The sequence below is a fragment of the Mesorhizobium sp. M0802 genome, assembly GCF_040320115.1.
In the GTDB taxonomy this organism is placed as follows: Bacteria; Pseudomonadota; Alphaproteobacteria; order Rhizobiales; family Rhizobiaceae; genus Mesorhizobium.
This window is the reverse complement of the sequence record NZ_JAMYOY010000006.1, coordinates 123,632-149,516: the sequence shown is the minus strand read 5'-3', so window position 1 is coordinate 149,516 and position 25,885 is coordinate 123,632. Positions and strand designations below refer to the sequence as shown.

22 protein-coding genes are annotated in these 25,885 nt (G+C 63.8%); 15 read left to right on the top strand and 7 right to left on the bottom strand.

The features are described 5' to 3' along the window. Positions 1 to 5 precede the first annotated feature (5 nt). Genes hpaE through hpaH form a run of 4 tightly spaced genes read left to right on the top strand, consistent with a single transcriptional unit; the run spans position 6 to position 4,226 of the window. Positions 6 to 1,523 carry a 5-carboxymethyl-2-hydroxymuconate semialdehyde dehydrogenase gene (gene hpaE, locus NKI10_RS11750; RefSeq protein WP_352860009.1) on the top strand — a complete coding sequence of 506 codons (1,518 nt, stop codon included), beginning with the start codon at positions 6 to 8 and terminating at the stop codon, positions 1,521 to 1,523. A 14-nt stretch (positions 1,524 to 1,537) separates the two neighbouring features. Then, complete coding sequence (gene hpaD / locus NKI10_RS11745) at positions 1,538 to 2,518, top strand: 3,4-dihydroxyphenylacetate 2,3-dioxygenase (RefSeq protein ID WP_023820911.1); 981 nt, start codon at positions 1,538 to 1,540, stop codon at positions 2,516 to 2,518. Between the two features lie 29 nt (positions 2,519 to 2,547). Further along, positions 2,548 to 3,423, top strand: coding sequence for a fumarylacetoacetate hydrolase family protein (locus NKI10_RS11740; protein ID WP_352860006.1), 876 nt, complete (start codon positions 2,548 to 2,550; stop codon positions 3,421 to 3,423). Continuing rightward, positions 3,417 to 4,226, top strand: coding sequence for a 2-oxo-hept-4-ene-1,7-dioate hydratase (gene hpaH / locus NKI10_RS11735; protein ID WP_352860082.1), 810 nt, complete (start codon positions 3,417 to 3,419; stop codon positions 4,224 to 4,226). Before NKI10_RS11740 ends, hpaH begins: the two co-directional genes overlap by 7 nt. 17 nt (positions 4,227 to 4,243) lie before the next feature. Here hpaH and NKI10_RS11730 read toward each other — a convergent pair whose 3' ends face one another. From NKI10_RS11730 to NKI10_RS11705, 6 genes are read right to left on the bottom strand one after another with little or no spacing between them, the layout of a single operon-like run. Beyond that, a complete protein-coding gene (locus tag NKI10_RS11730; protein ID WP_352860004.1) occupies positions 4,244 to 5,275 on the bottom strand; it encodes a phosphotransferase enzyme family protein in 1,032 nt (343 codons plus the stop codon). Then, the gene (locus NKI10_RS11725; RefSeq protein WP_023686940.1) at positions 5,272 to 6,579 is read right to left on the bottom strand and encodes an aminotransferase class III-fold pyridoxal phosphate-dependent enzyme; all 1,308 of its coding nucleotides are present in this window, start codon (positions 6,577 to 6,579) and stop codon (positions 5,272 to 5,274) included. The genes NKI10_RS11730 and NKI10_RS11725 overlap by 4 nt, the downstream gene beginning before the upstream one ends. 33 nt (positions 6,580 to 6,612) lie before the next feature. Beyond that, on the bottom strand, positions 6,613 to 7,962 hold the full coding sequence (locus NKI10_RS11720; protein WP_023710035.1) for an aminotransferase class III-fold pyridoxal phosphate-dependent enzyme: 1,350 nt from the start codon (positions 7,960 to 7,962) through the stop codon (positions 6,613 to 6,615). A gap of 20 nt (positions 7,963 to 7,982) precedes the next feature. Further along, entirely contained in the window at positions 7,983 to 8,645 is a 663-nt protein-coding gene (locus NKI10_RS11715; RefSeq protein ID WP_023745654.1) for an HAD family hydrolase, read from the bottom strand. After that, the gene (locus NKI10_RS11710; RefSeq protein ID WP_352860001.1) at positions 8,642 to 9,925 is read right to left on the bottom strand and encodes a Tm-1-like ATP-binding domain-containing protein; all 1,284 of its coding nucleotides are present in this window, start codon (positions 9,923 to 9,925) and stop codon (positions 8,642 to 8,644) included. Before NKI10_RS11710 ends, NKI10_RS11715 begins: the two co-directional genes overlap by 4 nt. Further along, the gene (locus tag NKI10_RS11705) at positions 9,925 to 10,695 is read right to left on the bottom strand and encodes an IclR family transcriptional regulator (protein WP_352859999.1); all 771 of its coding nucleotides are present in this window, start codon (positions 10,693 to 10,695) and stop codon (positions 9,925 to 9,927) included. The genes NKI10_RS11710 and NKI10_RS11705 overlap by 1 nt, the downstream gene beginning before the upstream one ends. Positions 10,696 to 10,861: 166 nt before the next feature. Here NKI10_RS11705 and NKI10_RS11700 point away from each other — a divergent pair, with 166 nt between their 5' ends. The 4 genes from NKI10_RS11700 to NKI10_RS11685 all read left to right on the top strand — a co-directional run bounded on the left by NKI10_RS11700 (position 10,862) and on the right by NKI10_RS11685 (position 15,052). Beyond that, positions 10,862 to 12,310 (top strand): APC family permease, encoded by a 1,449-nt coding sequence (locus NKI10_RS11700; RefSeq protein WP_023710031.1) that lies wholly within the window; start codon positions 10,862 to 10,864, stop codon positions 12,308 to 12,310. 63 nt (positions 12,311 to 12,373) lie between these two features. Continuing rightward, complete coding sequence (locus tag NKI10_RS11695) at positions 12,374 to 13,000, top strand: cytochrome P450 family protein (protein WP_352859997.1); 627 nt, start codon at positions 12,374 to 12,376, stop codon at positions 12,998 to 13,000. After that, complete coding sequence (locus tag NKI10_RS11690; RefSeq protein WP_352859995.1) at positions 12,954 to 13,568, top strand: cytochrome P450; 615 nt, start codon at positions 12,954 to 12,956, stop codon at positions 13,566 to 13,568. The genes NKI10_RS11695 and NKI10_RS11690 overlap by 47 nt, the downstream gene beginning before the upstream one ends. Next, the gene (locus tag NKI10_RS11685; protein ID WP_352859993.1) at positions 13,565 to 15,052 is read left to right on the top strand and encodes an aldehyde dehydrogenase; all 1,488 of its coding nucleotides are present in this window, start codon (positions 13,565 to 13,567) and stop codon (positions 15,050 to 15,052) included. The genes NKI10_RS11690 and NKI10_RS11685 overlap by 4 nt, the downstream gene beginning before the upstream one ends. 175 nt (positions 15,053 to 15,227) lie before the next feature. On the opposite strand, the gene NKI10_RS11680 is transcribed toward NKI10_RS11685, so the two are convergent. After that, the gene (locus tag NKI10_RS11680) at positions 15,228 to 17,516 is read right to left on the bottom strand and encodes a mechanosensitive ion channel family protein (protein WP_352859991.1); all 2,289 of its coding nucleotides are present in this window, start codon (positions 17,514 to 17,516) and stop codon (positions 15,228 to 15,230) included. A 281-nt stretch (positions 17,517 to 17,797) separates the two neighbouring features. Here NKI10_RS11680 and NKI10_RS11675 point away from each other — a divergent pair, with 281 nt between their 5' ends. From NKI10_RS11675 to nirD, 7 genes are all read left to right on the top strand, one after another. Then, complete coding sequence (locus NKI10_RS11675; protein ID WP_023667842.1) at positions 17,798 to 18,400, top strand: ANTAR domain-containing response regulator; 603 nt, start codon at positions 17,798 to 17,800, stop codon at positions 18,398 to 18,400. A gap of 2 nt (positions 18,401 to 18,402) precedes the next feature. Continuing rightward, a complete protein-coding gene (locus NKI10_RS11670) occupies positions 18,403 to 19,641 on the top strand; it encodes a CmpA/NrtA family ABC transporter substrate-binding protein (protein ID WP_352860081.1) in 1,239 nt (412 codons plus the stop codon). Between the two features lie 334 nt (positions 19,642 to 19,975). Next, positions 19,976 to 21,304, top strand: coding sequence for a CmpA/NrtA family ABC transporter substrate-binding protein (locus NKI10_RS11665; protein WP_352859989.1), 1,329 nt, complete (start codon positions 19,976 to 19,978; stop codon positions 21,302 to 21,304). A gap of 92 nt (positions 21,305 to 21,396) precedes the next feature. Then, a complete protein-coding gene (ntrB, locus tag NKI10_RS11660) occupies positions 21,397 to 22,287 on the top strand; it encodes a nitrate ABC transporter permease (RefSeq protein WP_352859987.1) in 891 nt (296 codons plus the stop codon). A gap of 10 nt (positions 22,288 to 22,297) precedes the next feature. Next, positions 22,298 to 23,095, top strand: a complete 798-nt coding sequence (locus NKI10_RS11655; RefSeq protein ID WP_023667847.1) for an ABC transporter ATP-binding protein — start codon at positions 22,298 to 22,300, stop codon at positions 23,093 to 23,095. Between the two features lie 4 nt (positions 23,096 to 23,099). After that, the gene (gene nirB, locus NKI10_RS11650; RefSeq protein WP_352859985.1) at positions 23,100 to 25,550 is read left to right on the top strand and encodes a nitrite reductase large subunit NirB; all 2,451 of its coding nucleotides are present in this window, start codon (positions 23,100 to 23,102) and stop codon (positions 25,548 to 25,550) included. Positions 25,551 to 25,555: 5 nt separating this feature from the next. Then, positions 25,556 to 25,885 (top strand): nitrite reductase small subunit NirD, encoded by a 330-nt coding sequence (nirD, locus tag NKI10_RS11645; RefSeq protein ID WP_352859983.1) that lies wholly within the window; start codon positions 25,556 to 25,558, stop codon positions 25,883 to 25,885.

The window sequence follows — 25,885 nt, the reverse complement described above, 5'->3', positions numbered from 1 at the left end:
CTGATATGTCCGACCTCGAAGGCAATCTGAAAAAGGCCGAGGCCTATCTGGCCCGTTTCAAGCGCGACGGCGTGCTGAACCAGATCGGCGGCGAAGCGGTGCCGGCGGTGGATGGCTCGACCTTCGAGGCCATGTCGCCGGTCGATCTCAAGCCGCTGGCCAAGGTCGCGCGTGGCAGCGCCGCCGATATCGACCGCGCCGCCAAGGCGGCAAAGGCGGCGTTCCCGGCCTGGGCCGCCATGCCGGGCGACGGGCGCAAGAAGCTGCTGCACAAGATAGCCGATGCGATCGAAGCGCGCGCCGAGGAGATCGCCTTCGTCGAGTGCATGGACACCGGCCAGGCGCTGAAATTCATGGCCAAGGCCGCGCTGCGCGGCGCCGAGAATTTCCGCTTCTTCGCCGACCGCGCGCCGGAAGCGCGCGACGGCGAGACGCTGCGCACGACAGGCCAGGTCAACATCACCACGCGCGTGCCGATCGGCCCGGTCGGCATCATCACGCCGTGGAACACGCCGTTCATGCTGTCGACATGGAAGATCGCGCCGGCGCTGGCGGCAGGCTGCACCGTCGTCCACAAGCCGGCCGAATTTTCGCCGCTGACCGCTCGCCTGCTGGTCGAGATCGCGGAGGAGGCCGGCCTGCCGAACGGCGTGTGGAACCTGGTCAACGGCCTCGGCGAGCACGCCGGCAAGGCGCTGACCGAGCACCCTGACATCAAGGCGATCGGTTTTGTCGGTGAGAGCCGCACCGGCTCGATGATCATGAAACAAGGCGCCGATACGCTGAAGCGCGTGCATTTCGAACTGGGCGGGAAGAACCCGGTGATCGTCTTCGCCGACGCCGATCTCGAACGTGCGGCGGATGCGGCCGTGTTCATGATCTACTCGCTCAACGGCGAACGCTGCACCTCATCGTCGCGGCTTCTGGTCGAAGCCTCGGTCTACGACACATTCACGGATCTGGTTGCTGAGAAGGCAAAGCGCATCAAGGTTGGCCATCCGCTCGATCCCAAAACGGTGGTTGGTCCGCTGATCCATCCGGTGCACGAGGAAAAGGTGCTTTCCTATATCGAGATCGGCAAATCGGAAGGCGCGGTGGTAGCCGCCGGCGGCGGCAAGTTCGCCGGTCCGGGCGGTGGCTGCTATGTCAGCCCGACGCTGTTTACCGGCGCCACCAACAGGATGCGCATTGCCCAGGAAGAGATTTTCGGGCCGGTGCTGACCGCCATTTCCTTCAAGGACGAGGCCGAAGCGCTGGCGCTGGCCAACGACACCCAATACGGCCTGACCGGCTATCTCTGGACGTCGGATGTTACCCGCGCCTTCCGCTTCACCGATGCGCTGGACGCCGGCATGATCTGGGTCAATTCGGAGAATGTGCGGCATTTGCCGACGCCGTTCGGCGGCGTCAAGAATTCCGGCATCGGCCGCGACGGCGGCGACCATTCCTTCGATTTCTACATGGAGACGAAGAACATCGCCTTCGCCACTTCAGCGCACACGATCCAGAAACTCGGCGGCTGACCGGAGGACATCGCATGCCACTGCCCAAACCAAACCTCTATCCCGCCTTCAACATCGTGCGCCTCAGCCATGTCGAACTGGCGGCCACCGACCTTGCGAAATCCCGCGCCTTCTATGTCGACACGCTCGGCCTGCAGGTTACCGACGAGACATCGGACGCCATCTATCTAAGGGCTCTGGAAGAGCGCGGACACCACTGCATCGTGCTGAAGAGGGCCGGCAGCGCCGAAGCACGCGATCTCGGCTTCAAGGTTTTCTCGGATGAGGATCTCGACAAGGCCGAGCACTTCTTCAAGGCAAAAGGCCTGCCGGTCGAGTGGGTCGAGCGACCGTACCAGTCGCGCACCTTCCGCACCCGCGACCCGCACGGCATTCCGCTCGAGTTCTTTGCCCAAATGGAAAGGCTGCCGCCGATTCATCAGAAATATGCGCTCTACAAGGGCGTGAAGCCGCTGCGCATCGACCACTTCAACTGCTTCTCGCCCAATGTCGACGAGTCCGTCGCCTTCTACAACGAGCTTGGCTTCCGCGTCACCGAATACACCGAGGATGCCAGTAGCGGAAAGCTGTGGGCGGCCTGGACGCACCGCAAGGGCGGCGTCCACGACATCGCCTTCACCAACGGTGTGGGTCCGCGCCTGCATCACGTCGCCTTCTGGGTGCCGACACCGCTCAACATCATCGACCTGCTCGATCTGATGGCGACGACGGGTTACCTCGCAAATATCGAGCGCGGCCCCGGCCGGCATGGCATTTCCAACGCCTTCTTCCTCTATGTCAGAGACCCGGACAATCACCGCATCGAGATCTACTGCTCGGACTACCAGACGGTGGATCCGGATCTGGAGCCGATCAAGTGGGACCTCAAGGACCCGCAGCGCCAGACGCTGTGGGGCGCGCCCGCGCCGAAAAGCTGGTTCGAGGAGGGTAGCATCTTTGCCGGCGCGGCCGCGCGCCAACCGGATTTGACGGCGTCGCCGATCATCGCACCGTGACCACAGACGCGAACCTGACGGAGACCGGGATGACTGCACATGGGCGGCTCGCCACCTTCACTGTCGGCGGCAAGACGCGCTATGGCGCGGTCACAGATAAGGGCGTCGTCGACCTGTCGGCGCGGCACAGCCAGTGGCCGACGCTGCGCGAAGTGATCGAGGCCGGCGTGCTACGGCGGCTGGCGGAAGAGGCCGAAGCCTACGCCGTCGATTTTCCAGTCGACGCCGTCGCTTATGAAATCCCTGTGCCGTCCCCGGAAAAGATCGTCTGCGTCGGCGTCAACTATCCCGACCGCAACGAGGAGTACAAGGACGGCCAGGCAGCGCCCTCCAATCCGTCGCTGTTCATCCGCTTCCCCCGCTCCTTCGTCGGCCACGACGCGCCGCTGGTGCGGCCGCCGGAATCGCCGCAGCTGGACTATGAGGGCGAGATCGTCATCGTCATCGGCAAGGGTGGACGACGCATCGCCGAGAGGGATGCGCTTGACCATATCGCGGCACTATCCCTGTGCAACGAAGGCACCATTCGCGATTGGGTACGGCACGCCAAGTTCAACGTCACGCAGGGCAAGAATTTCGACCGCACCGGCTCGCTCGGTCCGTGGCTGGTGCCGTTCACCGACGAGGCGCAGATTGCCGACATCGCGCTGACCACCCGCGTCAATGGCGAATTGCGCCAGCAGGACCGCACCAGCCGGATGATCTTCTCGTTCCGCAAGATCATCGCCTATGTCTCCACCTTCACCACGCTGGTGCCAGGCGATATCATCGTCACCGGTACGCCGACCGGCGCCGGCGCCCGCTTCGACCCGCCGATCTGGCTGAAGCCGGGCGACGTGATCGAAGTCGAAGCCGACGGCATCGGCGTGCTCCGCAACGGCGTCGTCGACGAGGTAGCATCGTGACCCCCGAGCAAGCTGAAGATGCCGCGGCAAGGCTGTTCGAAGCCGAGTGTTCGCGCCGCCAGATCCGTCTGCTCAGCCTCGATTTTCCCGACGCGACGATGGAGGATGCCTATCGCGTCCAGGCAGCGCTGGTGAAACGCAAGACCGATGCCGGGCTGACCCCGAAGGGCTGGAAGATCGGCCTGACATCGAAGGCGATGCAATATGCGCTCGCCATCGACACGCCGGATTCGGGCGTGCTGTTCGACGACATGTTCTTCAACGACGGCGCGACGATACCCGTCGGCCGCTTCATCCAGCCGCGCGTCGAGGCCGAGATAGCCTTCGTCATGAAGGCGCCGCTGAGGGGCCCAGGCGTGACCATCTTCGACGTGCTCAACGCCACCGATTATATCACGCCGGCGCTCGAAATCCTCGACACGCGCATCGAACGCGTCAATGCCGAGACAAAGAAGGCGCGCACTTTCTTCGATACGATTTCCGACAACGCCGCCAATGCCGGCATTGTCGTCGGCGGCCGGCCGCAACGACCCGATGAAGCCGATATGCGCTGGATCGGCGCCATCGTCTCGCGCAATGCGGAGGTCGAGGAGACCGGGCTTGGCGCCGGCGTGCTCAACCATCCGGCGATGGGCATTGCCTGGCTGGCGGACAGGCTCGCCCGCTACGGCATGTCCATCGCGGCCGGCGAGGTGGTGCTGTCCGGATCGTTTGTGCGCCCGGTCGAGGCGCGGCCCGGCGATACGATCGTCGCCGACTTCGGCAGCTCGGGAACGGTCAGCATCCATTTCGCCAAGAGCTGATGGCTCTCATCGGCTCGTCAGTTGGGCTGTTCGCCGCGCAAGTAGTCAATCACCACATCGGCTGCGATGGTCGACATGCGCAAGCCGACATCCCTGGTGATGTCGCCTTCGACGCGGCTTTGCACCCAGCCAAGAAACGCGAAGGCACGCAAGGCGGCGAATAGAGGCAATGCGGCGATGTCCTGCGGGATCAGCGCACGCTCTTGCTGGTAGCCGTCAAGCAAAGCGGTTTCGATCAGCGGGTAGATCGCCTCCTCGCGGTTCTGGTAGAGGGCGACGGCAAGGTCGTACATGTGCCAGCCATGGCCGCAATCATCGAAGTCGATGATGCGCACCGCACCATCATGAATGAGCACATTTTCGCGCACCAGATCGGCGTGGATGATGCCGAAATTGCGCGCGCTGCGCTCATGTTCCGACAGCGCCTTCACTGCCTTCTCGCGCGCCTGCAAGACCAGCGCGCGGCGAGGACCATCGAGAAAGGGCGAGGTCTCGAACCGGCCCCAGACCGGGTTCGCACCGAAGAAGCCGTCGAAGTCCCATGCATGGCGGGCGAAGCCCGCGGGCGGCGCCCACGAGGCAGTGACATTGTGCATATGGGCGATGGTCCGCCCGATCGCCGTGAAGATCTGGATCGACTGGTCGGCCGTGTAGGCCAGTGGCACGCCGCGTGCGCCCACGGCGCGGCCCTCCAGCCAGCTCAGGCAATCGGCCTGTCGGGGCTGCGCCGAGGTGGCCGTGCTGACAAGTACGAACGGATCGCCGGCCTGTGTTGCGACGCAAGACGGCGTGGCGACGCCGGCGGATTGCAGGAAGCCCATCCATTGCAGTTCCGAACGCAGCGCGGCGTCCGTGTGGTAGCCGAGCCGGTGGATGCGCATGGCTGCCGGCTGGCCATCCGGCAGCCGCACGCGGAAGACGGCGTTCTCGCGGTGCTTCAGAAGTTCCGGCTCAGAGTTGCGGACGCCCCAATGTTCGAGCGCACGCCTGGCGAGCTCCGTGACATCGGCTGCCGTTTCGGGCTCGGATTGGGTGGAAACAGAATTCACGCCGGCACTCCGCCGACTTCGCCCAGCACCTCGTCCAGCAGGCCGATCAGGAAGTCGGCATTGTCACGCGAGAACGGCATGGGCGGGCGGATCTTGAGCACATTGCCGTGGATGCCGGTCTTGCCCATCAGCACGCCGCGATGGCGCATGCGATTGGCGACCTGCTCGGCAATGTCGGGCGCCGGTTCGCGCGTGTCGCGGTCGTGGACCAGCTCGGCGCCGAAGAACAGTCCGGCGCCCCTGACCTCGCCGATGCACTCATGCCGATCGGCCAGCGGGCGCAGCAGGCCAAGCGCATAAGCGCCGACGTCTTGCGCGTTGGCGACAAGGTTTTCCTGTTCGATGACGTCGAGGACGGCATTGGCGACCGCGCAGGAGACCGGGTTGCCGCCGAAGGTGTTGAAGTAGCGGAAAGCGTCGCGGAAGGTCGCCAGTATCTCCTTGGTGGTGACCACGGCCGCGATCGGATGGCCATTGCCCATCGGCTTGCCCATGGTGACGATGTCGGGGACGAAGCCGGCGCGCTGATGGCCCCAGAAATGGCTGCCGGTGCGGCCGAAGCCGGGCTGCACTTCGTCGGCGATGACCAGACCACCGGCTTCGCGCACGGCCCCCAAGGCGTCGTCGAAAAATCCGGTGGGCAGAGCCGGGAAACCTTCATTGGCGAGCAGCGGACACAAGATGATGCCAGACAGGCCAATGCCGTCCTGTGCCAGCGAAGCGATCGCTTGACGCACGGCGTCGCCGAAGGCCTTGCCATTGGCCATCGCATCGGGATGGCGATAGCTGTCGGGGGCCGGCACCAGCCTGACATGGGGGGCGCGGCCGCGGATCGGAGGCATGCGCGTGCTGAGCTGCGAAACCGCCGCCGTGTTGCCATGATAGGTGGCGTCGGTGGCGATGATGCCCATATTGCCGGAGGCGGCCTGCGCCATGCGCAGCGCTATGTCGTTGGCCTCGCTGCCGGTACAGGTCAGGATTGCGGTGGCGAGGCTTGCATCGAAGGTCGCCGTCAGCCGCTCGACATAGTCGAGAATTGCGGTGTGCAGATAGCGTGTGTGGGTGTTGAGCAGGCTTGCCTGACGGCACAAGGCCTCGACCACATGCGGGTGGCAATGGCCGACATGGGCGACGTTGTTGTAGGCATCGAGATACTTGCGGCCGTCGGCATCGTAGAGCCAGACGCCTTCGCCGCGCACCAGGTGCACGGGCTCGTCGTAGAACAATTGCGATTTCGCGCCGAGCAGGCGGGCACGCCGCTTGACGAGCGCTTCCTCGCTGGGGTTCTTCTCAGATTGTGTCATTGCGTACCAAACTCCATTGCGTCAGCGGGTCCATCAGGCCCTCGACAGACCTGCATCGATGGCCTCGCCGATCTTTGCCACGTCGGCGGCGCCGATGATCAGCGGCGGCGACAGGATGATGTTGTTGCCGGACACGCGCAGCATGACGCCGGCGTCATAAGTGGCTTCCGAAACCACGGCCATGGTCTTCTTGTCCACCGGCTTTTTCGTCGTGCGATCGGAGACCAGCTCTAGCGCAGCCATCAGGCCCTTGTACCTGATGTCGCCGACGATCGCGTGCTTGGCTTTTAGCCCCTCCAGCATCGCCGCCAGCTCGATGCCGCGCGCGGCTGCGTTCTCGTCCAGGCGAAGCCGTTTGGTCTCGGCAAGTGCAGCCAGCCCTGCCGCGCAGCCGACAGGATGGCCGGAATAGGTATAGCCATGACCGATCGCCCCGAAGCTGGTCTTGTCGGCCTCGAAGACGTCGGCGACCTTGGCGCCGATCAAGGTGGCGCCGAGCGGGAAATAGCCCGAGGTGATCGCCTTGGCGATGGTCATGAAATCCGGCTTCACGCCGGATAGCCGCGAACCCGACCAGGCGCCGGTGCGACCGAAGCCCGTGACCACCTCGTCGGCGATCAGCAGGATTTCGTGGCGGTCGCATATCTCGCGCACCAGCGGCATGAAGCTGTCATGCGGAACGATGACGCCGCCGGCGCCGAGAACCGGCTCCATGATGAAGGCGGCAATGGTGTCGCCGCCCTGGAAGGCGATCTCATCCTCCAGCGCTTTGGCGCACAGTTTGGCCAGCCGCGCCGGATCGGTCTCATCGAACGGATTGCGGAAGGTCCAGGGTGCGGGAATGTGGAAGACGCCGGGCATAAGCGGCTCATAGTTGCGGCGGAAATTGGCGTTGCCGTTGACTGACGCGCCACCGAAATGGGTGCCGTGATAGCCCTTCTTCAGCGCGAGGAATTTTGTCCGGTCGCCCTGGCCGCGGATCTTCCAGTATTGGCGGGCGAGCCGCAGTGCGGTTTCGACCGAATCCGAGCCGCCCGAGGTGAAGAAGGTCCGCACCATGCCTTCCGGTTCGAACCATTCGCTGAGTTCGTAAGCGAGCTCGATCGACGGGCCGGTCGACGTGCCGCGAAACCCGGAATAGTAGGGCAGGGCGCTGAGCTGGTCGGCGATGGCCTTCTTGATCGGGTCGCAGGAGTAGCCGAGATTGACGTTCCACAGTCCGCCAACCGCATCGAGCACGGTGTTGCCGTCGATGTCTGTGACCATCACGCCTTCGCCTTTCATGATCACCTTTGGCGGGTTGGCCCGCATCTCGGCCGGGTGTGCCATCGGATGCCAGATCGGCTTGGCGTTTTTCTCGGTGAGGAAATTGATGTCGCGCATCGCAAGGCTCCGCAAATGTCTCAGGAGATGAGGTCGAAATGGCCGAGGGCCTCGGCATAGGAAAGTGCCGGTCGCGCGACGTCGAAATGAACCGTGCGCATGCCGGCGGCACGGCCGCCATCGACATTGCGCTGCTGGTCGTCAACGAACACACAGGCGCCGGCAGGCAGGCCAAGCGCCTCGGTCACCAAGGCATAGGCGCGCGGATCGGGCTTGAGGATGCCGGTATAAGTGGCGTCGACGATGGTGTCGAACAGCTCGAGCAGCGGCAGCCGCTGACGGAAGCCGGCGCCATAGAACAGATCTAGCTCGTTGGACACGATCGCCAGGCGAAATCCCGCCGCATGCACGGTCCGGATTGCGCGGACGGCTTCGGGCCGCACGATCTTTTCCGGCTCGGCTCCGCGTGCGCGCTGGACGAATGTCTCCATCGCCTGCCAGTCCTCGCCGACGAGCCGGCCGACTTCGCTGGTGCGGGTGCGCCAATAATCGCGCTCGCTGATCTCGTCGGCCTGCATTGAGCGCCACAGCGGATCTGAATCCGGGTCGAACGGCCCGTACCATTGCAGCGTTCCCGGCGCGAGGCCGAGCGCCTGTTCGGTCAAGGCATGGGTCTCGAAAAGGGTCCGGGTGACGACGCCGCCGAAATCGAGGACGAGCGCCTGGGCAGGAACAGCGCTCACGCAGCCACTCCCTTGGCCGGCATGCCGCGCGGGATGATGCCTTCCTCGACCCAGCGGTCGAAGATTTCGAGCGCCTTGCCGACGAACTCGTCGCTGTTAATGTGGGCGTCGATCTCGTGGAACTCGACGCCGGCGGGAATGGCCTTGCGCATCTCATCGGTGAACGCCGCGAGGGCTTCGGGTTCGTACAGCGGCTCGCCCTGCGCATCCCATTCCTGGATGCCGCCGGAGGGCAGGATGAAAGCGGAGCGCCCCTTCGACGCACCGAGCTTGGCGGCGATGGTCCTGGCGACTTCACGGCGGTCGGCGGCATCGACGGTAATCGAGCCGATCAACCTGTTATGAGCATGGAATGGCCGCTGCGCGAACTTTGTCGGCAGCGCCTGCCAGGTCGGCAAATCGACCATGTCTACGGCGCCAGGGGCTGCGATCTGCGGAATGCCGCGGGCGCCGGCATTCTCGAGCCGGTCGGCGCCGGAGCTGACGACCGAGCCGGCAAGATGATTGGTGATCTCCTGCAGGCTGAAGTCGAACACCGCGCAGAAATGGTCCTGGCTGGCGACCGATTCGAAGGCCCGGCCGCCCATCCCGGTGGTGTGAAAGACCGCGACATCATAGCCGCGCTGCTCCAACGCCGGCTTCAGCGTCTTCATATAGCGCAGGCAACTGCTGCCCAGCGAAGTCATGCCGATGGTCGGTCCGACCGCCGGGGCCGAAGCACGGGATGCAAGCACGATCCTCGCCGCACCGACGACCGCGCCGCAGGCCTGGGAAAGGACCAGCTTGCAGATGGTGTTGAGGCCGTAGAGCCCGCCTGCCCACAGGATCATCATCAGGTCGGGCGCGACACGCTCGGGCGGAATGAGGTGCGAGTAGGCGATGGTCGAGACGACGAATTTCGGCACGCCGAGCGGCAGGCACAGCGCGACATCGAGCGCCAAATCGGTTCCCATCGAACCACCGATGGCGATGAAGGCGTCGATCTCGCCGCGCTGGTGAAGCTGGCGCACCAGCTGAACGGCGCCGACGGCCATCAATGTCATGGCGGTGTTTTCATCGCCGCTCGAGACGATTTCGGCCATCGTCACGCCAGCGGCCCGCGCAACGGCATGCTTGTCGTGATCGGGACTATAGGCGGGGTCGCCCAGCACGCTGACATCCATCATCACGGCGCGGCCACTGGATGCCTCGATACACGCTTTCATGAACAGCAGTTCGTCGGTCTTGGTATCGCCCGTGCCGATGACCAGGATGCGGGGCGTCGCCATATCTGCAGACATCAGGCCTGCCTCCTCAGGGTTTGCAGGTTTTCGCCATTGAGGCGCATCGAAATCTCCCGTGCTGCGGTCACAACCGCAAGCCCTCGTTCCACGATCGTAGCCGGTGTCGTCCTGGCCTTCGGGGCTGCCACCGCAATTGTCCCCAGCGCAAGACCATCGGCGGCGCGGATTGCAGCCGCGACGCCGATCACGCCGTCCTCATGGCCCTGGTCGCAGATTGAATAGCCGCGGTCGCGCGCCTCGCCGATCGACTTTGAAATGGCGGCCGGCTGGACGAGGGTATGATCGGTGAAGGCCTCAAGCGAACCTGTCAGGCATGCTTTCACGGTCGCGTTGTCGGCGAAGGCGAGATAGGCGATGCCGGAGGCGGTGGAATGCAGCGGCAGAAGCTGGCCGACATCGATGTTCACCCGGTTTGCCCAGCTTGAATGCTCGACATGGACGGTGATCAGCCTGTCGACGCCGAATTCCGACAGATGCACCGTCTCGGTTGTCGAACCCGCCAAATCCTGCGCCACGGGAATTGCCGTTGGCAGGAACGGGAAGCAGGCTTCGCGGATACGCGCCAGCCGCGACAGGCCGGCGCCGAGGCGATAGTGCCGCGTGCCGGCATCCTGCTCGACGAAGCCATGGCCGCCCAGCGCCATCAGCAGCCGCCGCGTCGTCGCCTTGTCCAAGGCGCACCGCCGCGCGAGATCGGAAAGTCCGAGCTCGGGCTCGTCCGCCGTGAACAGCTCCAGAAGTGAAATCGCCTTGCCGACCGTACCCATCCAGCCTCCCGCTCGGATAGAAACTTAATGTGTGAATTAACTTGACAGGCATCCGCATTCTTTGCAAGTCTATATTCAAAATAAGGGTTCAAATAATGAACCGATGGCATTCAGAGAGCAGGCCGAGCGGCCGCGAACCCACGGGTTCGTAAAACTGGAGGGACAAATGTCAGCAGTTTCGGAACAGGCGCCCGCCAACAGGCTGCGCAAGAACAGTCTTGGCGTCGGCGCTATCACCTTCATGGTGATTTCGGCGGCGGCGCCGCTCACCGCGGTCGCCGGCGGCACGCCGCTCGGCATGCTTATGGGCAATGGGGCGGGCTTTGCCGGAACCTATCTTATCGTGACCGTGTTGCTGCTGCTGTTTGCGGTCGGCTACGTCGCCATGTCGCGCCATGTCGGCAATGCCGGCGCCTTCTATGCCTATGCCGCGCGCGGGCTCGGCGGTTTTGCCGGCGGCGCAACCGCAATCATCGCGATCCTGTCCTACAACGCCATGCAGATCGGGGTCATGGGCCTGCTGGGGGCCGCGACCGCCGGCCTGTTCGCCGGCTGGGGCATCGACCTGCCCTGGTGGGTGTGGAGCTTCATCGCCGTCGCCATCGTCGCGGTGTTGGGCTACCGCCAGGTCGACCTCTCGGCCAAGATCCTGACGGTGCTGGTGCTGTGCGAATACATCGTGGTGCTGGTGTTAGACCTCGCCATCCTCAAGACCGGTGGCGACAGCGGCCTCTCGGCGGCGCCGTTCAGCTGGAGCCAGATCGTCAGCGGCTCGCCCGCCATCGCCATCCTGTTCTGTTTCGCCGCCTTCATCGGTTTCGAGGCGACGACGATCTACGCCGAGGAAGCCCGCGACCCCAAGGTGACCATTCCGCGCGCCACCTATTTCTCCGTGCTGCTGATCGGCGTCTTCTACATGGTCACGGCCTGGCTGATGGCGGTCGGCGCCGGCGTCGACAAATTGTTGCCGGCACTGCAGGAGCTTCAGGATCCGACGACTTTCCTGTTCGGCCTGTCCGACCGCTACGCCGGAACCATGCTGTCGCACGCCATGGGCATCCTGTTCGTGTCGAGCCTGTTTGCCGGCGTGCTGGCGTTCCACAACGCGGTTGCCCGCTACATCTACGTCTCGGGCCGCGAGAAGCTGTTGCCTGAAGCGATCGGCGTGACGCATTCAGTGCACCAGAGCCCGCATGTCGCTTCCGTCATCCAGAGCGTGTTGGCAGCGATCGTCATCGGACTGTTCGCGATACTCGGCCTCGATCCGGTTCTGGCGCTGTTTTCCTGGCTGACCAATGTCGCGACGCTGGGAGTCATCGTCATGATGGCGGTGGCCTCGCTCGCCGTGGTGATGTACTTCCGCGCCAACCCGTCGACGCAGGAGAATGCGCTGAAGACCACCATCCTGCCTGGGCTGGCCTTCATCGCTTTCGTCGTCATCATCTACCTGATCGTCATTAATTTCGGTGGCCTGTCGGGCGCCAGCGGCTTCCTCGGCGCGTTGCTGCCGGGGTTGGTGCTGATTGCCGCGGTGGTCGGCCTGCTGCTTGCCGGTGCGTTGAAGAGCCGGGATCCGGTTGCCTTCGAAAATCTCGGCGTGCCGCTGAAGGACTAGGACAAAGGACAAGGGGGTAGCGCGTTCGGCGCCGCCCCTTTCCATCGCAAGGGAGTAACCGCGTTGAGCTTTGCCGAGAGCATCACCGTTGAGGCGCTGGAAGCCGATCCGTATCCGATCTATGCGAAACTGCGGCGCAGCGCGCCTGTCGCTTTCGTGCCGGCGGTCAATCTCTGGTTCGTCACCCGCTGGAAGGACGTCGAGACCGTCGCAAAGTCACCCGACATCTTCTCCGCCGTCGTCGGTACGTCTCCGGTCGAACGCTCGTTCGGCAAGCCGACCATCCTGACCACCGACGGCGCAACGCATAGACAGCTGCGCCAAGGCGTCGATCCGAAATACCGGCCGCGCACCGTCGCCGCCTATGCCGGCGATCTCGTACGGTCGATTGCCGAACCTTTTCTCGACCGGATCGCCGAACAAGGCTCCGCCGAGCTGATGGCGGATTATTTCGAGCCGGTGTCGACGCTCAGCCTGGCGCGCTCGCTTGGCCTTGCCGACATCGACATGCCGACGCTGCGCCGCTGGTTCTATGGCCTTGCGCAGGGCGCCATCAATTTCGAGAACGACCCGAAGCGGCAAGAGATCGCCGACGCGATCAGCGCCGAGGTCGGCGCAGCCATCCGGCCGACTCTGGATAGACTTGCGCGCGCCCCCCGACGGCTCGGCGCTGTCGCATATGCTGCATGACGGCATGCCGGAAGGCACGACGCGGCCGATCGATTTCTTGATGCCGAGCATCAAGGTCATTCTGCTTGGCGGCATGCAGGAGCCCGGACATGGTGCCGGTTCGATCCTCGCCGGCCTGCTTGCGCATCCCGAACAATTGCGGCAGGTGCTCGCCGATCCCGAGACCTTTGTGCCCAGGGCTGTCAATGAAGGCTTGCGCTGGGTGGCGCCGATCGGAACCCAGACGCGGCAGACGACGCAGGCGGTCGAGCTTGGCGGCGTAACCATCCCTGCCGGCGCCGCGGTCGCTGCACTTGTCTCCTCGGCAAGCCGCGACGAGAGCCGCTTTGCCGATCCAGACCGCTTCGACATCAACCGCAGGGAAGGCAATCATGCCGCCTTCGGCTTTGGTCATCATTTCTGTTCGGGCCGGTTTTTCGCGCGCGAGCAGATGTGCCTTGCGTTAAGGCTGCTGCTCCTGCGCTTCCCCGATCTCAGCTTGGTGCCAGGCAAGGTGCCGGTGTTTCGCGGCTGGGAATTCCGCGCGCCAACCACGTTGTATGTTTCCCTGGGAGTCCGCCACCAATGATCAGCCAGAATGCCATCGACGCGCTGCGCAAGACGGAGATCGGCGAGCGGGGCTTGTTTATCGACGGCGTACAGGCCGCAGCGACGAGCGGCGCGACGCTGGCGGTGATTTCGCCGATCGACGGCCGCCCTTTTGCCAGCATCGCTGACGGCAATGCCGCTGACATCGATCGCGCGGTCCGATCGGCGCGAAAAGCATTCGAGAAGGGTTCATGGTCGCGCGCCGCCCCTGCCTATCGCAAGAAGGTGCTGACGAAATTTGCCGAGCTGATCGAAAAACATGTCGATGAGCTGGCCGTGCTTGGCGTGCGCGACAACGGCACCGAGATCGGCATGGCCTACAAGGCCGAGCCGCTGTCGGCGGCCGGCACCATCCGCTACTACGCCGAGGCGATCGACAAGGTCTATGGCGAGATCGCGCCGACGGCCGACAATGTGCTCGGGCTGATCCACAGGGAGCCACTCGGTGTCGTCGGCGTCATCGTGCCGTGGAACTTCCCGCTGATGATCGGTGCCTGGAAGATTGCGCCCGCACTGGCCACCGGCAACAGCGTCGTCGTCAAGCCGCCGGAGATCGCCTCGCTGACCTTGCTGCGGCTGGCCGAACTCGCAAGCGAGGCTGGACTTCCCGAAGGCGTGTTCAACGTCGTTACCGGTCATGGTTCTGTCGCCGGCGAAGCGCTTGGCCTGCATATGGACGTCGACGCCATCGCCTTTACCGGATCGGGGCCGGTCGGCCGGCGGCTGCTCGAATACTCCGCCCGTTCCAATTTGAAGCGGGTCTTCCTCGAGCTTGGCGGCAAGTCGCCCAACATCGTCTTTGCCGACGCTCCGGACCTGAAGCAGGCGGCGGTCGTCTCGGCCAACGGCATCTTTCGCAATTCAGGCCAGGTCTGCGTGGCGGGCTCGCGTCTGCTCGTCCAGTCGTCGGTCTATGATCTTTTCATGGACGAACTTGTCTCGGCAACCACGCGGCTCAAGGTCGGCGACCCGCTCGATCTCGCCAGCGATATCGGTGCGGTATCGAGCGCCGAACAGCTGGACAAGAATCTCGGCTTCGTCGCCATGGCGCAAGCCGAAGGCGCCCGTCTCGTCGCCGGTGGCGAACGGATACTGACCGAGACTGGCGGCAGCTACATGGCGCCGACGATCTTCGAGAACGTGACGCAAGAGATGCAGTTGGCGCGCGAGGAGGTGTTCGGACCGGTGCTCGGCGTGATGCGCTTCGGGACCGAGGAGGAGGCGGTGCATCTCGCCAACTCCACTGTCTACGGACTTGCCTCGGCGGTGTGGACCGCCAATCTTTCCACGGCCCATCGCATGGTGCGCGCCATCAACGCCGGTGTCGTCCACGTCAACACCTATGGCGGAGCCGATATCACCGTGCCGCTTGGCGGCGTCAAACAGTCCGGTTTCGGCCGTGACAAGTCGCTGCATGCGCTGGAGAAATTTGTCGACCTCAAGACCGCCTGGATTGCGCTCTGAGCCTCGCGGAAAGGCCAGCATATCTGCTCTTTTCGTCAAGCTTGGCCTCAGAACGCCACGCTGGTGCTGGTTGGCGGCGATCGCGTCGTCGCTATCGGCAGCTCGACTAGCGTGGTGTCGCGGGTCCACGCTTTGCGCGGAAAGCCGTGTTGCGACCGGCCGGTATCACAGCGTCCTACTCCGTTGTGCCGGCTTTTTTTCTGCGCCGATTGGTGAGCGACTGGGCGACGGCCATTCGTAATTCAGGTGTGACCTTCAAAGGCGCATTCTCTGTCCCATGCGGGTCTTGCAGCCCCTGGACGTGGACGGTCGGGAATGGGAGCTCGATGCCCTGCTCCTTGAAGGCCTGGCGGAGGCGCAAAAAGAACCTGCCTTTCATGCTGAAGGCGCCTCCAGGTCTGGTCGTGACCTTGACCCTCAAGACGATGCCGTACTCGCCGAACTCCTGCACCCCCTGCATCTTGATCGGTTCGATCACCCAGTGTTTGAACTCCGGATCTTCCGCCAGTTCCAGGCCAATTCGCTTGATCAGTTTGCGAGCAAAGTCGATATCGGTGTCATAGCCAACGGTGATGTTGAATTTGTCGGTGACCCAGTCACGGCTCTGGTTCTGCACGGCGCCGAGTTCGCCGAAAGGTATCGTGAACAGCGGACCACGATGGTGGCGCAGCTTCACCGAGCGCAGCGAAAAGCTCTCCACCGTACCCCTGTAGCTGCCCGATGAAATGTATTCGCCGACACGGAAAGCATCGTCGAGCAGATAAAACACGCCAGAGATCACGTCCTTGACGATGGTTTGCGCGCCAAAACCCACGGCGACGCCGACGACGCCGGCGCCGGCGATCAGCGGGCCGATCTGGATGCCGATCGAAGCGAGCATCATCAGCACCGCCATCACGATGATCACTGCTAGCAGAATGTTCTGAATGATCGGCAACAGCGTGTGCAGCCGCGCCTGATGCGGATCGAGGGTGAGGATGTCCTCCTCGCCCATCACGGCTTGCGGTATCGCGACGCCCAGCTTTCGTTCGATCAAGGCTTTGATGATCGACCAGCCGAAATCGGCAGCAAGGGCAATGACCACGACGTTGATCAAGCCGCGCAATATGAGCATGGTGGTCGTATCGCTGCCGCGCATGGATTGCATGTCCAGGCCCAGTACGCGTGCGAGAAGGTAAGCCGCCGCGAGGATGAAAATCATCCGGATACCGCGATCGATGACAGCGATCGTCACCGCCGGGATCGTCGGCCGGCCCGCATCTTCCGAACCGGGCCGCAGGACGAAATTAACCCCGCGCTCTGTCAGCACAATTGCCAAAGGCAGGAAGAATGCGGTGAAGGTAAACCAGAAGAATGTGTAGAGGCCGGCAATGCGTTCGAGGAACAGAACGACGAAATAAGCCGTCAACAACCATGTCACTGCCGTGTGACCGCTGTGGCGCGCGCCGTCTCGCTGCGTTCTTGGCCGACGCCAAATGGCCAGCAGGAAGAGCAACAGCAGGATGAAATCGGCGCCGACGGACAGGACCATCATTCCGTCCTGGTCTATGCCGAGACCCGGCAAGAGGACAAACGCGGCGGCGAAGAAGGCGAAAACGCCGACGATCCGGGGCAGCCAATAAGCCCAATGGTCAGCAGCTCCGTTGGTGATCGGCAGGGCACGAACCTCGATGGCGTGCTCGACCTCCATGAAAGAAGGGACGAGCGTGGCCATCACGTATAGGCGCACAGCCCACGTAAAGACCGCAGCCATCAGAAATGTCAGCACAATCTCGCGGATGAGCGCTGGCCAGTCGAACAGCATGAACGCACCGGCGCTGCCCAGCGCGAACGAGCCGATCATCATGCTGGAATAAAGCGTGCGGCCGCCGATCTTCTTGGCCCGCCCGATGGGCGTATCTCTGGGTTGCGCGATGATCCAAAGACGAAATGGACGGGTGAGCTTGTATATTGCCCAGGTGAGCGCCAGGCCGGCAGCGATAAAGATCGCAATCAGCACCAATATGCTGACGGGGCCCTTGCTGGACATATCGTCCATTGTCTGGGCCCTGACGCGCGCGAACTGGCCCGGCAGTGTGGGCACGGTTCGCATGATTTTCTCGATGTGATGCTTGATCCGATCGAGCGTCGAGGATGCCATTGTATTCATCTGGCTCGGTGCGGCCACGGCGTCGGCGGGCGGAGCGCCAGCCTCGGCAGGCGCTTCCGTTGATCCAGCGGCCGGATTTCGTTGCTCGGCCACCCAGGCCTTCACCGACGGATCGTCGAGAAGCTCGAACAGCTGTTTGACCTTGTCGGGCGCGACGGCGGCCGGTGACTGCGCCTGTGCCGGGCCAGCCAGCAGGAGGGCGATGCCAAGGATGAGCGGCCCGGCAATCAGGGCAAACATCGTCGTCAGGCCTCCGGGACGCCGTGCCGGGCGCGCCAGCTTGCTGGCTCCCAATCGTCGTTTCATGAGCAGCATCGTGCGGTAACCTTCCGGTCAGATCGGCGAGCAAGGACAGCTATGTCCGTCGTTGCCCCCACCTTTAACAAGCCGATGTTGCGGTGCAAGTCTCATCGCACCTAGACCGTTGGGTAGGGCACCAGGCGACCGGCAAGGCTGTCATCACCAGCGCCAGCGTTGCGCTGCGTTCCTTGTCCGACCACCTAGACCGGGTCGTTGTCGGTCGTCGGTTGCTCCGCGGCGGGAGCCTGTGACCATGCCGCATTGCACAATTTTGCGACCTTGCCCACAATGCACGCATGGTCCGCAGCTCACTCGCCGTCCTGGTCATCGACGAAAACCGTATCCGCGCCGCGATCATCGAGGCAGGTTTGCGCGAGGCCGGCCATGAGCGGGTCACCGTCATCCACGACGTGACCGGCATTGCGCGGCGCATCGCCGAGATCGAGCCGGACGTCATCGTCATCGACCTGGAAAACCCGAACCGCGACATGCTGGAAAACATGTTCCAGCTGTCGCGTGCGGTGAAGCGGCCGATCGCCATGTTCGTCGACCGATCGGACCAGGCATCGATCGAAGCGGCGGTCGATGCCGGCGTTTCGGCCTATGTCGTCGACGGCCTCAGGCAAGAGCGCGTCAAGCCGATCCTGGACATGGCGGTCAGCCGCTTCAACGCTTTCTCGCGCATGGCGCGCGAGCTGGAAGAGGTTCGAGGGGAGCTTGAGAGCCGCAAGGTGATCGACCGTGCCAAGGGCATCCTGATGAAGTCGCGCGGCCTGACCGAAGAGGCCGCCTACACGCTGCTGCGCAAGACGGCGATGAACCAGAACCGCAAGATCGGCGACATTGCCCAGAGCCTGGTGACTGCCGCCGGGCTGCTCGGGCCGTCGGAGGACGAATGAGCATGAGCGCCGAGCACCAGATCACCGCCGGCTTCATGCCGCTCTTCGACAGTGCCGTGCTGGTTGCGGCGGGTGAGCTTGGATTTGCCGCGCGCGAGGGCATCGATCTCACACTGCACCGCGAGACCTCCTGGGCCAACATCCGTGACCGCATCGCCATCGGCCATTTCCACCTGGCGCACATGCTGGGGCCGATGCCGCTCGCCTGCAATCTCGGGCTGACGCCGCTTGCTTCCGAGACCATCGTGCCGTTTTCGCTCGGGCTTGGCGGCAATTGCGTCACCATCTCCAACGCCGTCTGGGAAGGCATGGCGGCACACGGCGCCATACCCGATCTCGAGCCCGCGCGCGCGGGCGCAGCCCTTCGTGCCTTCATTCGCGAGCGCGCCGGGGCTGGCGGCGATCCGCTGCGCTTTTCCGTGGTGCACCCGCATTCGGGGCATAATTACGAACTGCGCTACTGGCTTGCCGGATGCGGCATTGATCCGGAGCGCGAGATCGAGATCGTCATCGTGCCGCCGCCCTTCATGGCCGATGCGCTGGCCGCTGGGCGGATCGACGGCTACTGCGTCGGCGAGCCCTGGAACAGCGCCTCGGTCGCTGCCGGCACCGGCCATATCGTCACCGTCAAGGCGCTGCTGTGGCGCAACAGTCCGGAGAAGGTGATCGGCGTGCGCAAGGCCTGGTCGCAGGAGAACCCGGTCGCGCTGGCAGCATTGCTGCGCGCGCTGCATCATTCGGCGCGCTGGTGCCAGGATCGGGGCAACCACGCCGAACTGGCTGCTGTGATGGCTCGAGCTGGCTTCCTCGGCCTGCCACCAGCTGTCCAGATGCCGATCCTGACCGGCCATCTTGAACTGGGCGGCGGCGCCGAACTGGATGTCGACGACTTCTTCCTGCCCTTCGACAAGGCGGCGAACTTTCCGTGGAAGAGCCATGCGCTGTGGTTCTATACGCAGATGGTGCGCTGGGGGCATGTCGAGCACACGCCGGAAAACCTTGCTATCGCCCGTGACTGCTACCGTCCCGACCTCTACCGCTCGGCGCTAAAGCCGCTTGGCGTTGCACTTCCCGGCGCCAATGCGAAGGTCGAGGGCGCGCTTAAGGTCGCCACGGCTGTCGGTGCGACCGGGGCAGGCTTGGTGCTTGGGCCAGACGGCTTCTTCGACGGTCAGACCTTCGACCCCGACGAGATCGACGGCTATATAGCGCGCCAGAAAGCCGCTCGCGCGGAAGCCTGATCATTCTCGCGCCATTCTTGTGCATTGCACAAAAAATGTGCGTGCGATTGCTGTAATGAACAATCTTTGACCTGCTTGCGATGTCGCCTCGCGTCCCGGCGTCTGGCGCGGTTGATTTCATTTAGGTTTTTCGTTTCACTCAGAACTGGCACGGTTCCTGCTTTGAATTAGCCAGGCCCTTCGCGGGTCACGGAACAGGCGTCCAATGGCGGGCGCCACAGGCAAAGCTGCCGCTCAGGTCAACGACGCGATCCCGGATGTACGGACGCGCGAGGCCTGGACGGCGGCTTTTTTGTTTTGGGCCACTCGACGAAGCGTTCAACCGGAGATCACGATGAAAGAAAAAATAGGGAAATGGATCGGGACGGGAACATCGCTCAAGGATGTGACGCGCCGCGATTTTCTTGTCAGCAGCGCCATGACGGCCGGCCTGTTCGTGGCGGCCCGCAAGCTCTGCCCCTCGGGCGCCTATGCCGCCACGACCGCTCCGGAGGCCACCGGCGCCAAGCTCGGCTTCATCGCGCTGACCGACGCGGCGCCGCTGATGATCGCCAAGGAGAAGGGGCTGTTCGCCAAGTTCGGCATGCCCGACGTCGAGGTGCTCAAGCAGGCCTCCTGGGGCGCGACGCGCGACAATCTGATGCTCGGCGGCGAAGCCAACGGCATCGACGGCGCTCACATCCTGACGCCGCTGCCCTATCTCATGCACACCGGCAAGGTGACGCAGAACAACCAGCCGATGCCGATGGCTATCGTGGCGCGGCTCAACTACGACTGCCAGGGCATTTCGGTTGCGCAGGAATACGCCGGCACCGGTGTCGGCCTCGACGCCTCCAAGCTGAAGGACGCCTTCGCCGCCAAGAAGGCGGCAGGCAAGGAAATCAAGGCCGCCATGACGTTCCCGGGCGGCACTCATGATTTGTGGCTCCGTTACTGGCTGGCCGCCGGCGGCATCGATCCCGACAAGGACGTCTCGACCATTGTCGTGCCGCCGCCGCAGATGGTCGCCAACATGAAAGTCGGCAACATGGACGTGTTCTGCGTTGGCGAACCGTGGAACGAACAGCTCGTCCACCAGGGCGTTGGTTTCACCGCCGCTACCACCGGCGAACTGTGGAAGGGTCATCCCGAAAAGGCGCTCGGCCTGCGCGCCGAATTCATCGACAAATACCCGAACGCCACCAAGGCGATCGTGATGGCCGTCATGGAGGCCCAGCAATGGTGCGAGGCCACGGAGAACAAGGACGAGATGGCCGCCATCATCGGCAAGCGGCAATGGATGAACGTGCCTGTCGCCGACATTATCGGCCGCCTCAAGGGCGACATCAACTACGGCAACGGCCGCGTGGCCACCGGCACTGACCTCTACATGAAATTCTGGAAGGGTGGCGTCTCCTATCCCTACAAGAGCCACGACAGCTGGTTCCTCGCCGAAAACATCCGTTGGGGAAAATTCGCGCCGACCACCGACATCAAGACGCTGGTCGATCAGGTCAATCGCGAGGATATCTGGCGCGAGGCGGCGAAGGATCTCGGCGTTGCCGCAGCCGACATTCCGGCCTCGTCGTCGCGCGGCGTCGAGACCTTCTTCGACGGCAAGATTTTCGACCCGGCCAACCCGTCGGCCTATCTCGACAGCCTGAAGATCAAGGCATCGGCTTGACCAGCGCAAACGGCGCGTTCCGCCGTTTGTCGCCCCAGCGCAACGGCGCTTCGCCGTTGTCGCCCGCATCGACCCCGGAGTTATACCCAGACATGTCCATCCAAGCCATTGAGGAAACCACGGTGAAGGCGTTCCCCGCCAAGCCTGCCGCAGTCATCGCTTTCACCGCCAAAGCGCGGCGCCGCTTCGACCCGATCGCGATCGCCGGCAGGCTGGCCACCGCCCTGGTGCCGCCGGTCATCGTTATCGCCTTCATGCTGGTCGTGTGGCAGATCGCCTGCTCGTCGCCGACCGCCAGCCTACCGCCGCCCAGCCAGGTGTGGAACGAGGCCTATGACCTGATCGCGCATCCGTTCTTCAACAACGGTCCGCAGGATATCGGCCTTGCGTGGCGGGTGCTGATCTCTCTGCAGCGCGTCGCCATCGGCTTCGGCCTGGCGGCGATCGTCGGCGTCGCGCTCGGCGCCCTGGTCGGCCAGTCGATCTGGGCCATGCGTGGCCTCGATCCGGTGTTCCAGATACTGCGCACCGTGCCGCCGCTGGCCTGGTTGCCGCTGTCGCTGGCTGCTTTCCGCGATTCCAGCCCGTCGGCGCTGTTCGTTATCTTCATCACCTCGATCTGGCCGATCATCATCAACACCGCCGTCGGCGTGCGAAACATTCCGGAAGACTACCGCAACGTCTCGCGCATCTTGCGGCTCAACCAGTTCGAATTCTTCGTCAAGATCATGGTTCCGGCCGCCGCACCCTACATCTTCACCGGCCTCAGAATCGGCATCGGCCTGTCCTGGCTCGCCATCGTCGCCGCCGAAATGCTGACCGGCGGCGTCGGCATCGGCTTCTTCATCTGGGACGCCTGGAACTCGTCGCGGCTGCCCGACATCATCGTCGCGCTCGCCTATATCGGCGTCACCGGCTTCTGCCTCGACCGCCTGGTCGCTGCGGTCGGCGCTTTCGTCACCCGCGGCACATCGGCAAAGTGAGGAGAGGGCGATGACGGCCTATCTGAAGCTCGACCATATCGACAAATCCTTTGCCCGCGGCGGTCAGGTCAGCGAGGTGCTCAAGGACATCAGGCTGACCATCGACAAGGGCGAATTCGTCTCCATCATCGGCCATTCCGGCTGTGGCAAGTCGACCTTGCTCAATCTGATCGCCGGGCTGACCAAGGTTTCCGCCGGCGCCGTGCTGCTTGAAAACAAGGAGGTCGACAGCCCCGGACCCGAGCGCGCCGTGGTGTTCCAGAACCACAGCCTGCTGCCATGGCTCACCGTCTACGAAAACATCAGCCTGGCGGTGTCGAAAGTCTTTGGCCGTTCCAAGAGCAGGACCGAGCGACATGACTGGATCATGCGCAATCTCGATCTCGTGCAGATGGCCCATGCCAAGGACAAGCGGCCGGCGGAAATATCGGGCGGCATGAAGCAGCGCGTCGGCATTGCCCGGGCGCTTGCCATGGAGCCGAAGATCCTGTTGCTCGACGAGCCGTTCGGGGCACTCGACGCGCTGACGCGCGCCCATCTGCAGGATGCGGTTATGGACATCCATTCCAGGCTCGGCTCGACGACGATCATGATCACCCACGATGTCGACGAGGCGGTGCTGTTGTCCGACCGCATCGTCATGATGACCAACGGTCCGGCGGCGACAATCGGCGAGGTGCTTGCGGTGCCGCTGCTGCGGCCGCGTCGACGCGTCGAACTCTCTTCCGACCGCACCTTCCTGCGCTGCCGCGAAGCGGTGCTGAAGTTCCTCTATGAACGCCACCGCTTCGTCGAAGCCGCGGAGTAACGCCATGACCGAAAAACTCGTCATCATCGGCAACGGCATGGCCCCCGGGCGCATGCTGGAGCATCTGCTCGAACAGGCGCCGGGCCGCTACACCGTGACCATTTTCAACGCCGAGCCGCGGGTGAACTACGACCGCATCATGCTGTCGCCGGTTCTCTCCGGCGAAAAGGCCTATGAGGAAATCATCATCCACGGCGACGGCTGGTACATCGCCAACAACATCACCCTCTACAAAGGTCACAAGATCGTCGCCATCGACCGGGCGGCCAAGACAGTCACCTCCGATCACGGCGTCACCGAGCCTTACGACAAGCTCGTCATCGCCACCGGATCGGTGCCCTTTATCATTCCGGTGCCCGGCCATGATCTGCCGGGGGTGCTGACCTATCGCGACCTCGACGATGTTCAGGCCATGATGCTTGCCGCCCAGTCGCGCGCCAAGGCCGTGGTCATCGGCGGCGGCCTGCTCGGGCTGGAGGCGGCAGCAGGTTTGAACGCCCAAGGCATGGACGTCACCGTGCTGCATGTCATGCCGACATTGATGGAGCGTCAGCTCGATCCAGCCGCCGGCTATCTCCTGCAGCGCGCGGTGGAACAGCGCGGCATCAAGGTCATCACCAAGGCCAACACCCAGGCGATCACCGGCAACGGCAAGGTCGGGCAGGTGGAGCTTGCCGACGGCACTATTATCCCGGCAACGCTGGTGGTGATGGCGGTCGGCATCCGGCCGAATGCGGCGCTGGCCAGGGAGGCCGGCATAGCCGTCAATCGTGGTATTGTCGTCGATGCCGGCATGCGCAGCAACGACCCCGACATCTACGCGCTCGGCGAATGCGCCGAGGTCAACGGCCAGGTCTACGGGCTGGTCGCGCCGCTCTACGAGATGGCGCGCGTTGCCGCGAACCAGTTGGCCGGCAACGAGGCAGCGGCCTTCGTCCACATGGACACGCCGACCAAGCTCAAGGTCACCGGCATCGACCTGTTCTCGCTTGGCGACTTCGCCGAAGGCGAGGACCGCCAGGAGATCGTGCTGCGCGATGCCGCCGCCGGCGTCTACAAGCGCCTTGTCCTGAAAGACGACCGCATCATCGGCACCGTGCTTTATGGCGAGACGGCGGATGGGGCCTGGTTCAACGATCTCAAGAAGAAGCAGACCGACATATCGGAGATGCGCGACACGCTCATCTTCGGCCAGTCCTACCAGGGGGGTGCCCCGCTGGACCCTATGGCGGCCGTTGCAGCCTTGCCGGATGATGCGGAAATCTGCGGCTGCAACGGCGTTTGCAAGGGCAAGATCACCGGCGCGATCACGGCCAAGGGCCTGGCTTCGCTCGACGACGTGCGCGCCCACACCAAGGCATCGGCTTCCTGCGGTTCGTGCACCGGGCTGGTCGAGAAGCTGATGGTGCTGACCATCGGCGACAAATACAACCCGGCCGCCGTGCAACCGATGTGCGGCTGCACCACGCTCGGCCATGACGAGGTGCGCCGGCTGATCATCGCCAAGAGCCTGAAGACCATTCCCGCCGTGATGCAGGAGCTGGAATGGACGACCTCCTGCGGCTGCGCAAAATGTCGGCCGGCGCTCAACTACTACCTCGTCTGCGACTGGCCGAACGATTACGCCGACGACTATCAGTCGCGCTTCATCAACGAACGCGTCCACGCCAACATCCAGAAGGACGGCACCTATTCGGTGGTGCCGCGCATGTGGGGCGGCGTCACCAACGCCGCCGAACTGCGCGCCATCGCCGACGTCGTCGACAAGTTCGAGATACCGATGGTCAAGGTCACCGGCGGCCAGCGCATCGACATGCTGGGCATCCGCAAGGAGGATCTGCCGGCGGTGTGGGGCGATCTCGGCCAGGCCGGCTTCGTCTCAGGCCATGCTTACGCCAAGGGCCTGCGCACGGTGAAGACCTGTGTCGGCTCCGACTGGTGCCGCTTCGGCACGCAGGATTCGACCGGCTTCGGCATTCGCATCGAGAAATTCATGTGGGGCTCGTGGACGCCGGCCAAGGTCAAAATGGCGGTGTCGGGCTGTCCGCGCAACTGCGCCGAGGCGACCTGCAAGGATGTCGGCGTGATCTGTGTCGACAGTGGCTACGAGATCCATTTCGCCGGCGCCGCCGGCCTCGACATCAAGGGCACCGAAGTGCTTGGCCTGGTCAAGACCGAGGACGAGGCGCTGGAGCATATCGTGGCGCTGACGCAGATGTATCGCGAGCAGGGCCGCTATCTCGAGCGCATCTACAAATGGGCCAAGCGCATCGGCATCCCCGAGATCAAGCGCCAGATCATGGACGACGGTGCCAAGCGCAAGGCCTATTACGAACGCTTCGTCTTCAGCCAGAAATTCGCCCAGGTCGACCCGTGGTCGGAACGCGTCTCCGGCAAGGACAAGCACGAGTTCCGGCCAATGGCTTCTGTCGGGTTTGCGCAGGCTGCGGAGTGATTAAAATGGACTGGATCGCAATCGGCTCACTCTCCGACATCCCCCGCCGCGGCGCGCGCTGCATCGCTACACCCGAGGGTAAGATCGCCGTCTTCCGCACGCAGGACGATCAGGTCTATGCCATCGACGACCATTGCCCGCACAAGGGTGGGCCGCTGAGCCAAGGCATTGTCCACGGCACCGCCGTCACCTGCCCCTTGCACAATTGGGTCATTTCGCTGGAGACGGGCAAGGCGCTCGGCGCCGACGAGGGCGCGGTGCGCACCATTCCTGTGCGCATCGAGGGCGAGCACCTGTTCATTGCGCTGAAAGCGCTGGCCAGCCGCGCGGCCTGA

What these genes read in the sequence shown, in the direction of transcription:
- hpaE (WP_352860009.1), top strand. Translation starts at nt 6, where the DNA reads ATGTCCGACCTCGAAGGCAATCTGAAAAAGGCCGAGGCCTATCTGGCC.
- hpaD (WP_023820911.1), top strand. Translation starts at nt 1,538, where the DNA reads ATGCCACTGCCCAAACCAAACCTCTATCCCGCCTTCAACATCGTGCGC.
- NKI10_RS11740 (WP_352860006.1), top strand. Translation starts at nt 2,548, where the DNA reads ATGACTGCACATGGGCGGCTCGCCACCTTCACTGTCGGCGGCAAGACG.
- NKI10_RS11725 (WP_023686940.1), bottom strand. Translation starts at nt 6,579, where the DNA reads ATGACACAATCTGAGAAGAACCCCAGCGAGGAAGCGCTCGTCAAGCGG.
- NKI10_RS11720 (WP_023710035.1), bottom strand. Translation starts at nt 7,962, where the DNA reads ATGCGCGACATCAATTTCCTCACCGAGAAAAACGCCAAGCCGATCTGG.
- NKI10_RS11710 (WP_352860001.1), bottom strand. Translation starts at nt 9,925, where the DNA reads ATGTCTGCAGATATGGCGACGCCCCGCATCCTGGTCATCGGCACGGGC.
- NKI10_RS11705 (WP_352859999.1), bottom strand. Translation starts at nt 10,695, where the DNA reads ATGGGTACGGTCGGCAAGGCGATTTCACTTCTGGAGCTGTTCACGGCG.
- NKI10_RS11700 (WP_023710031.1), top strand. Translation starts at nt 10,862, where the DNA reads ATGTCAGCAGTTTCGGAACAGGCGCCCGCCAACAGGCTGCGCAAGAAC.
- NKI10_RS11685 (WP_352859993.1), top strand. Translation starts at nt 13,565, where the DNA reads ATGATCAGCCAGAATGCCATCGACGCGCTGCGCAAGACGGAGATCGGC.
- NKI10_RS11680 (WP_352859991.1), bottom strand. Translation starts at nt 17,516, where the DNA reads ATGCTGCTCATGAAACGACGATTGGGAGCCAGCAAGCTGGCGCGCCCG.
- NKI10_RS11675 (WP_023667842.1), top strand. Translation starts at nt 17,798, where the DNA reads ATGGTCCGCAGCTCACTCGCCGTCCTGGTCATCGACGAAAACCGTATC.
- NKI10_RS11670 (WP_352860081.1), top strand. Translation starts at nt 18,403, where the DNA reads ATGAGCGCCGAGCACCAGATCACCGCCGGCTTCATGCCGCTCTTCGAC.
- NKI10_RS11665 (WP_352859989.1), top strand. Translation starts at nt 19,976, where the DNA reads ATGAAAGAAAAAATAGGGAAATGGATCGGGACGGGAACATCGCTCAAG.
- ntrB (WP_352859987.1), top strand. Translation starts at nt 21,397, where the DNA reads ATGTCCATCCAAGCCATTGAGGAAACCACGGTGAAGGCGTTCCCCGCC.
- NKI10_RS11655 (WP_023667847.1), top strand. Translation starts at nt 22,298, where the DNA reads ATGACGGCCTATCTGAAGCTCGACCATATCGACAAATCCTTTGCCCGC.
- nirB (WP_352859985.1), top strand. Translation starts at nt 23,100, where the DNA reads ATGACCGAAAAACTCGTCATCATCGGCAACGGCATGGCCCCCGGGCGC.
- nirD (WP_352859983.1), top strand. Translation starts at nt 25,556, where the DNA reads ATGGACTGGATCGCAATCGGCTCACTCTCCGACATCCCCCGCCGCGGC.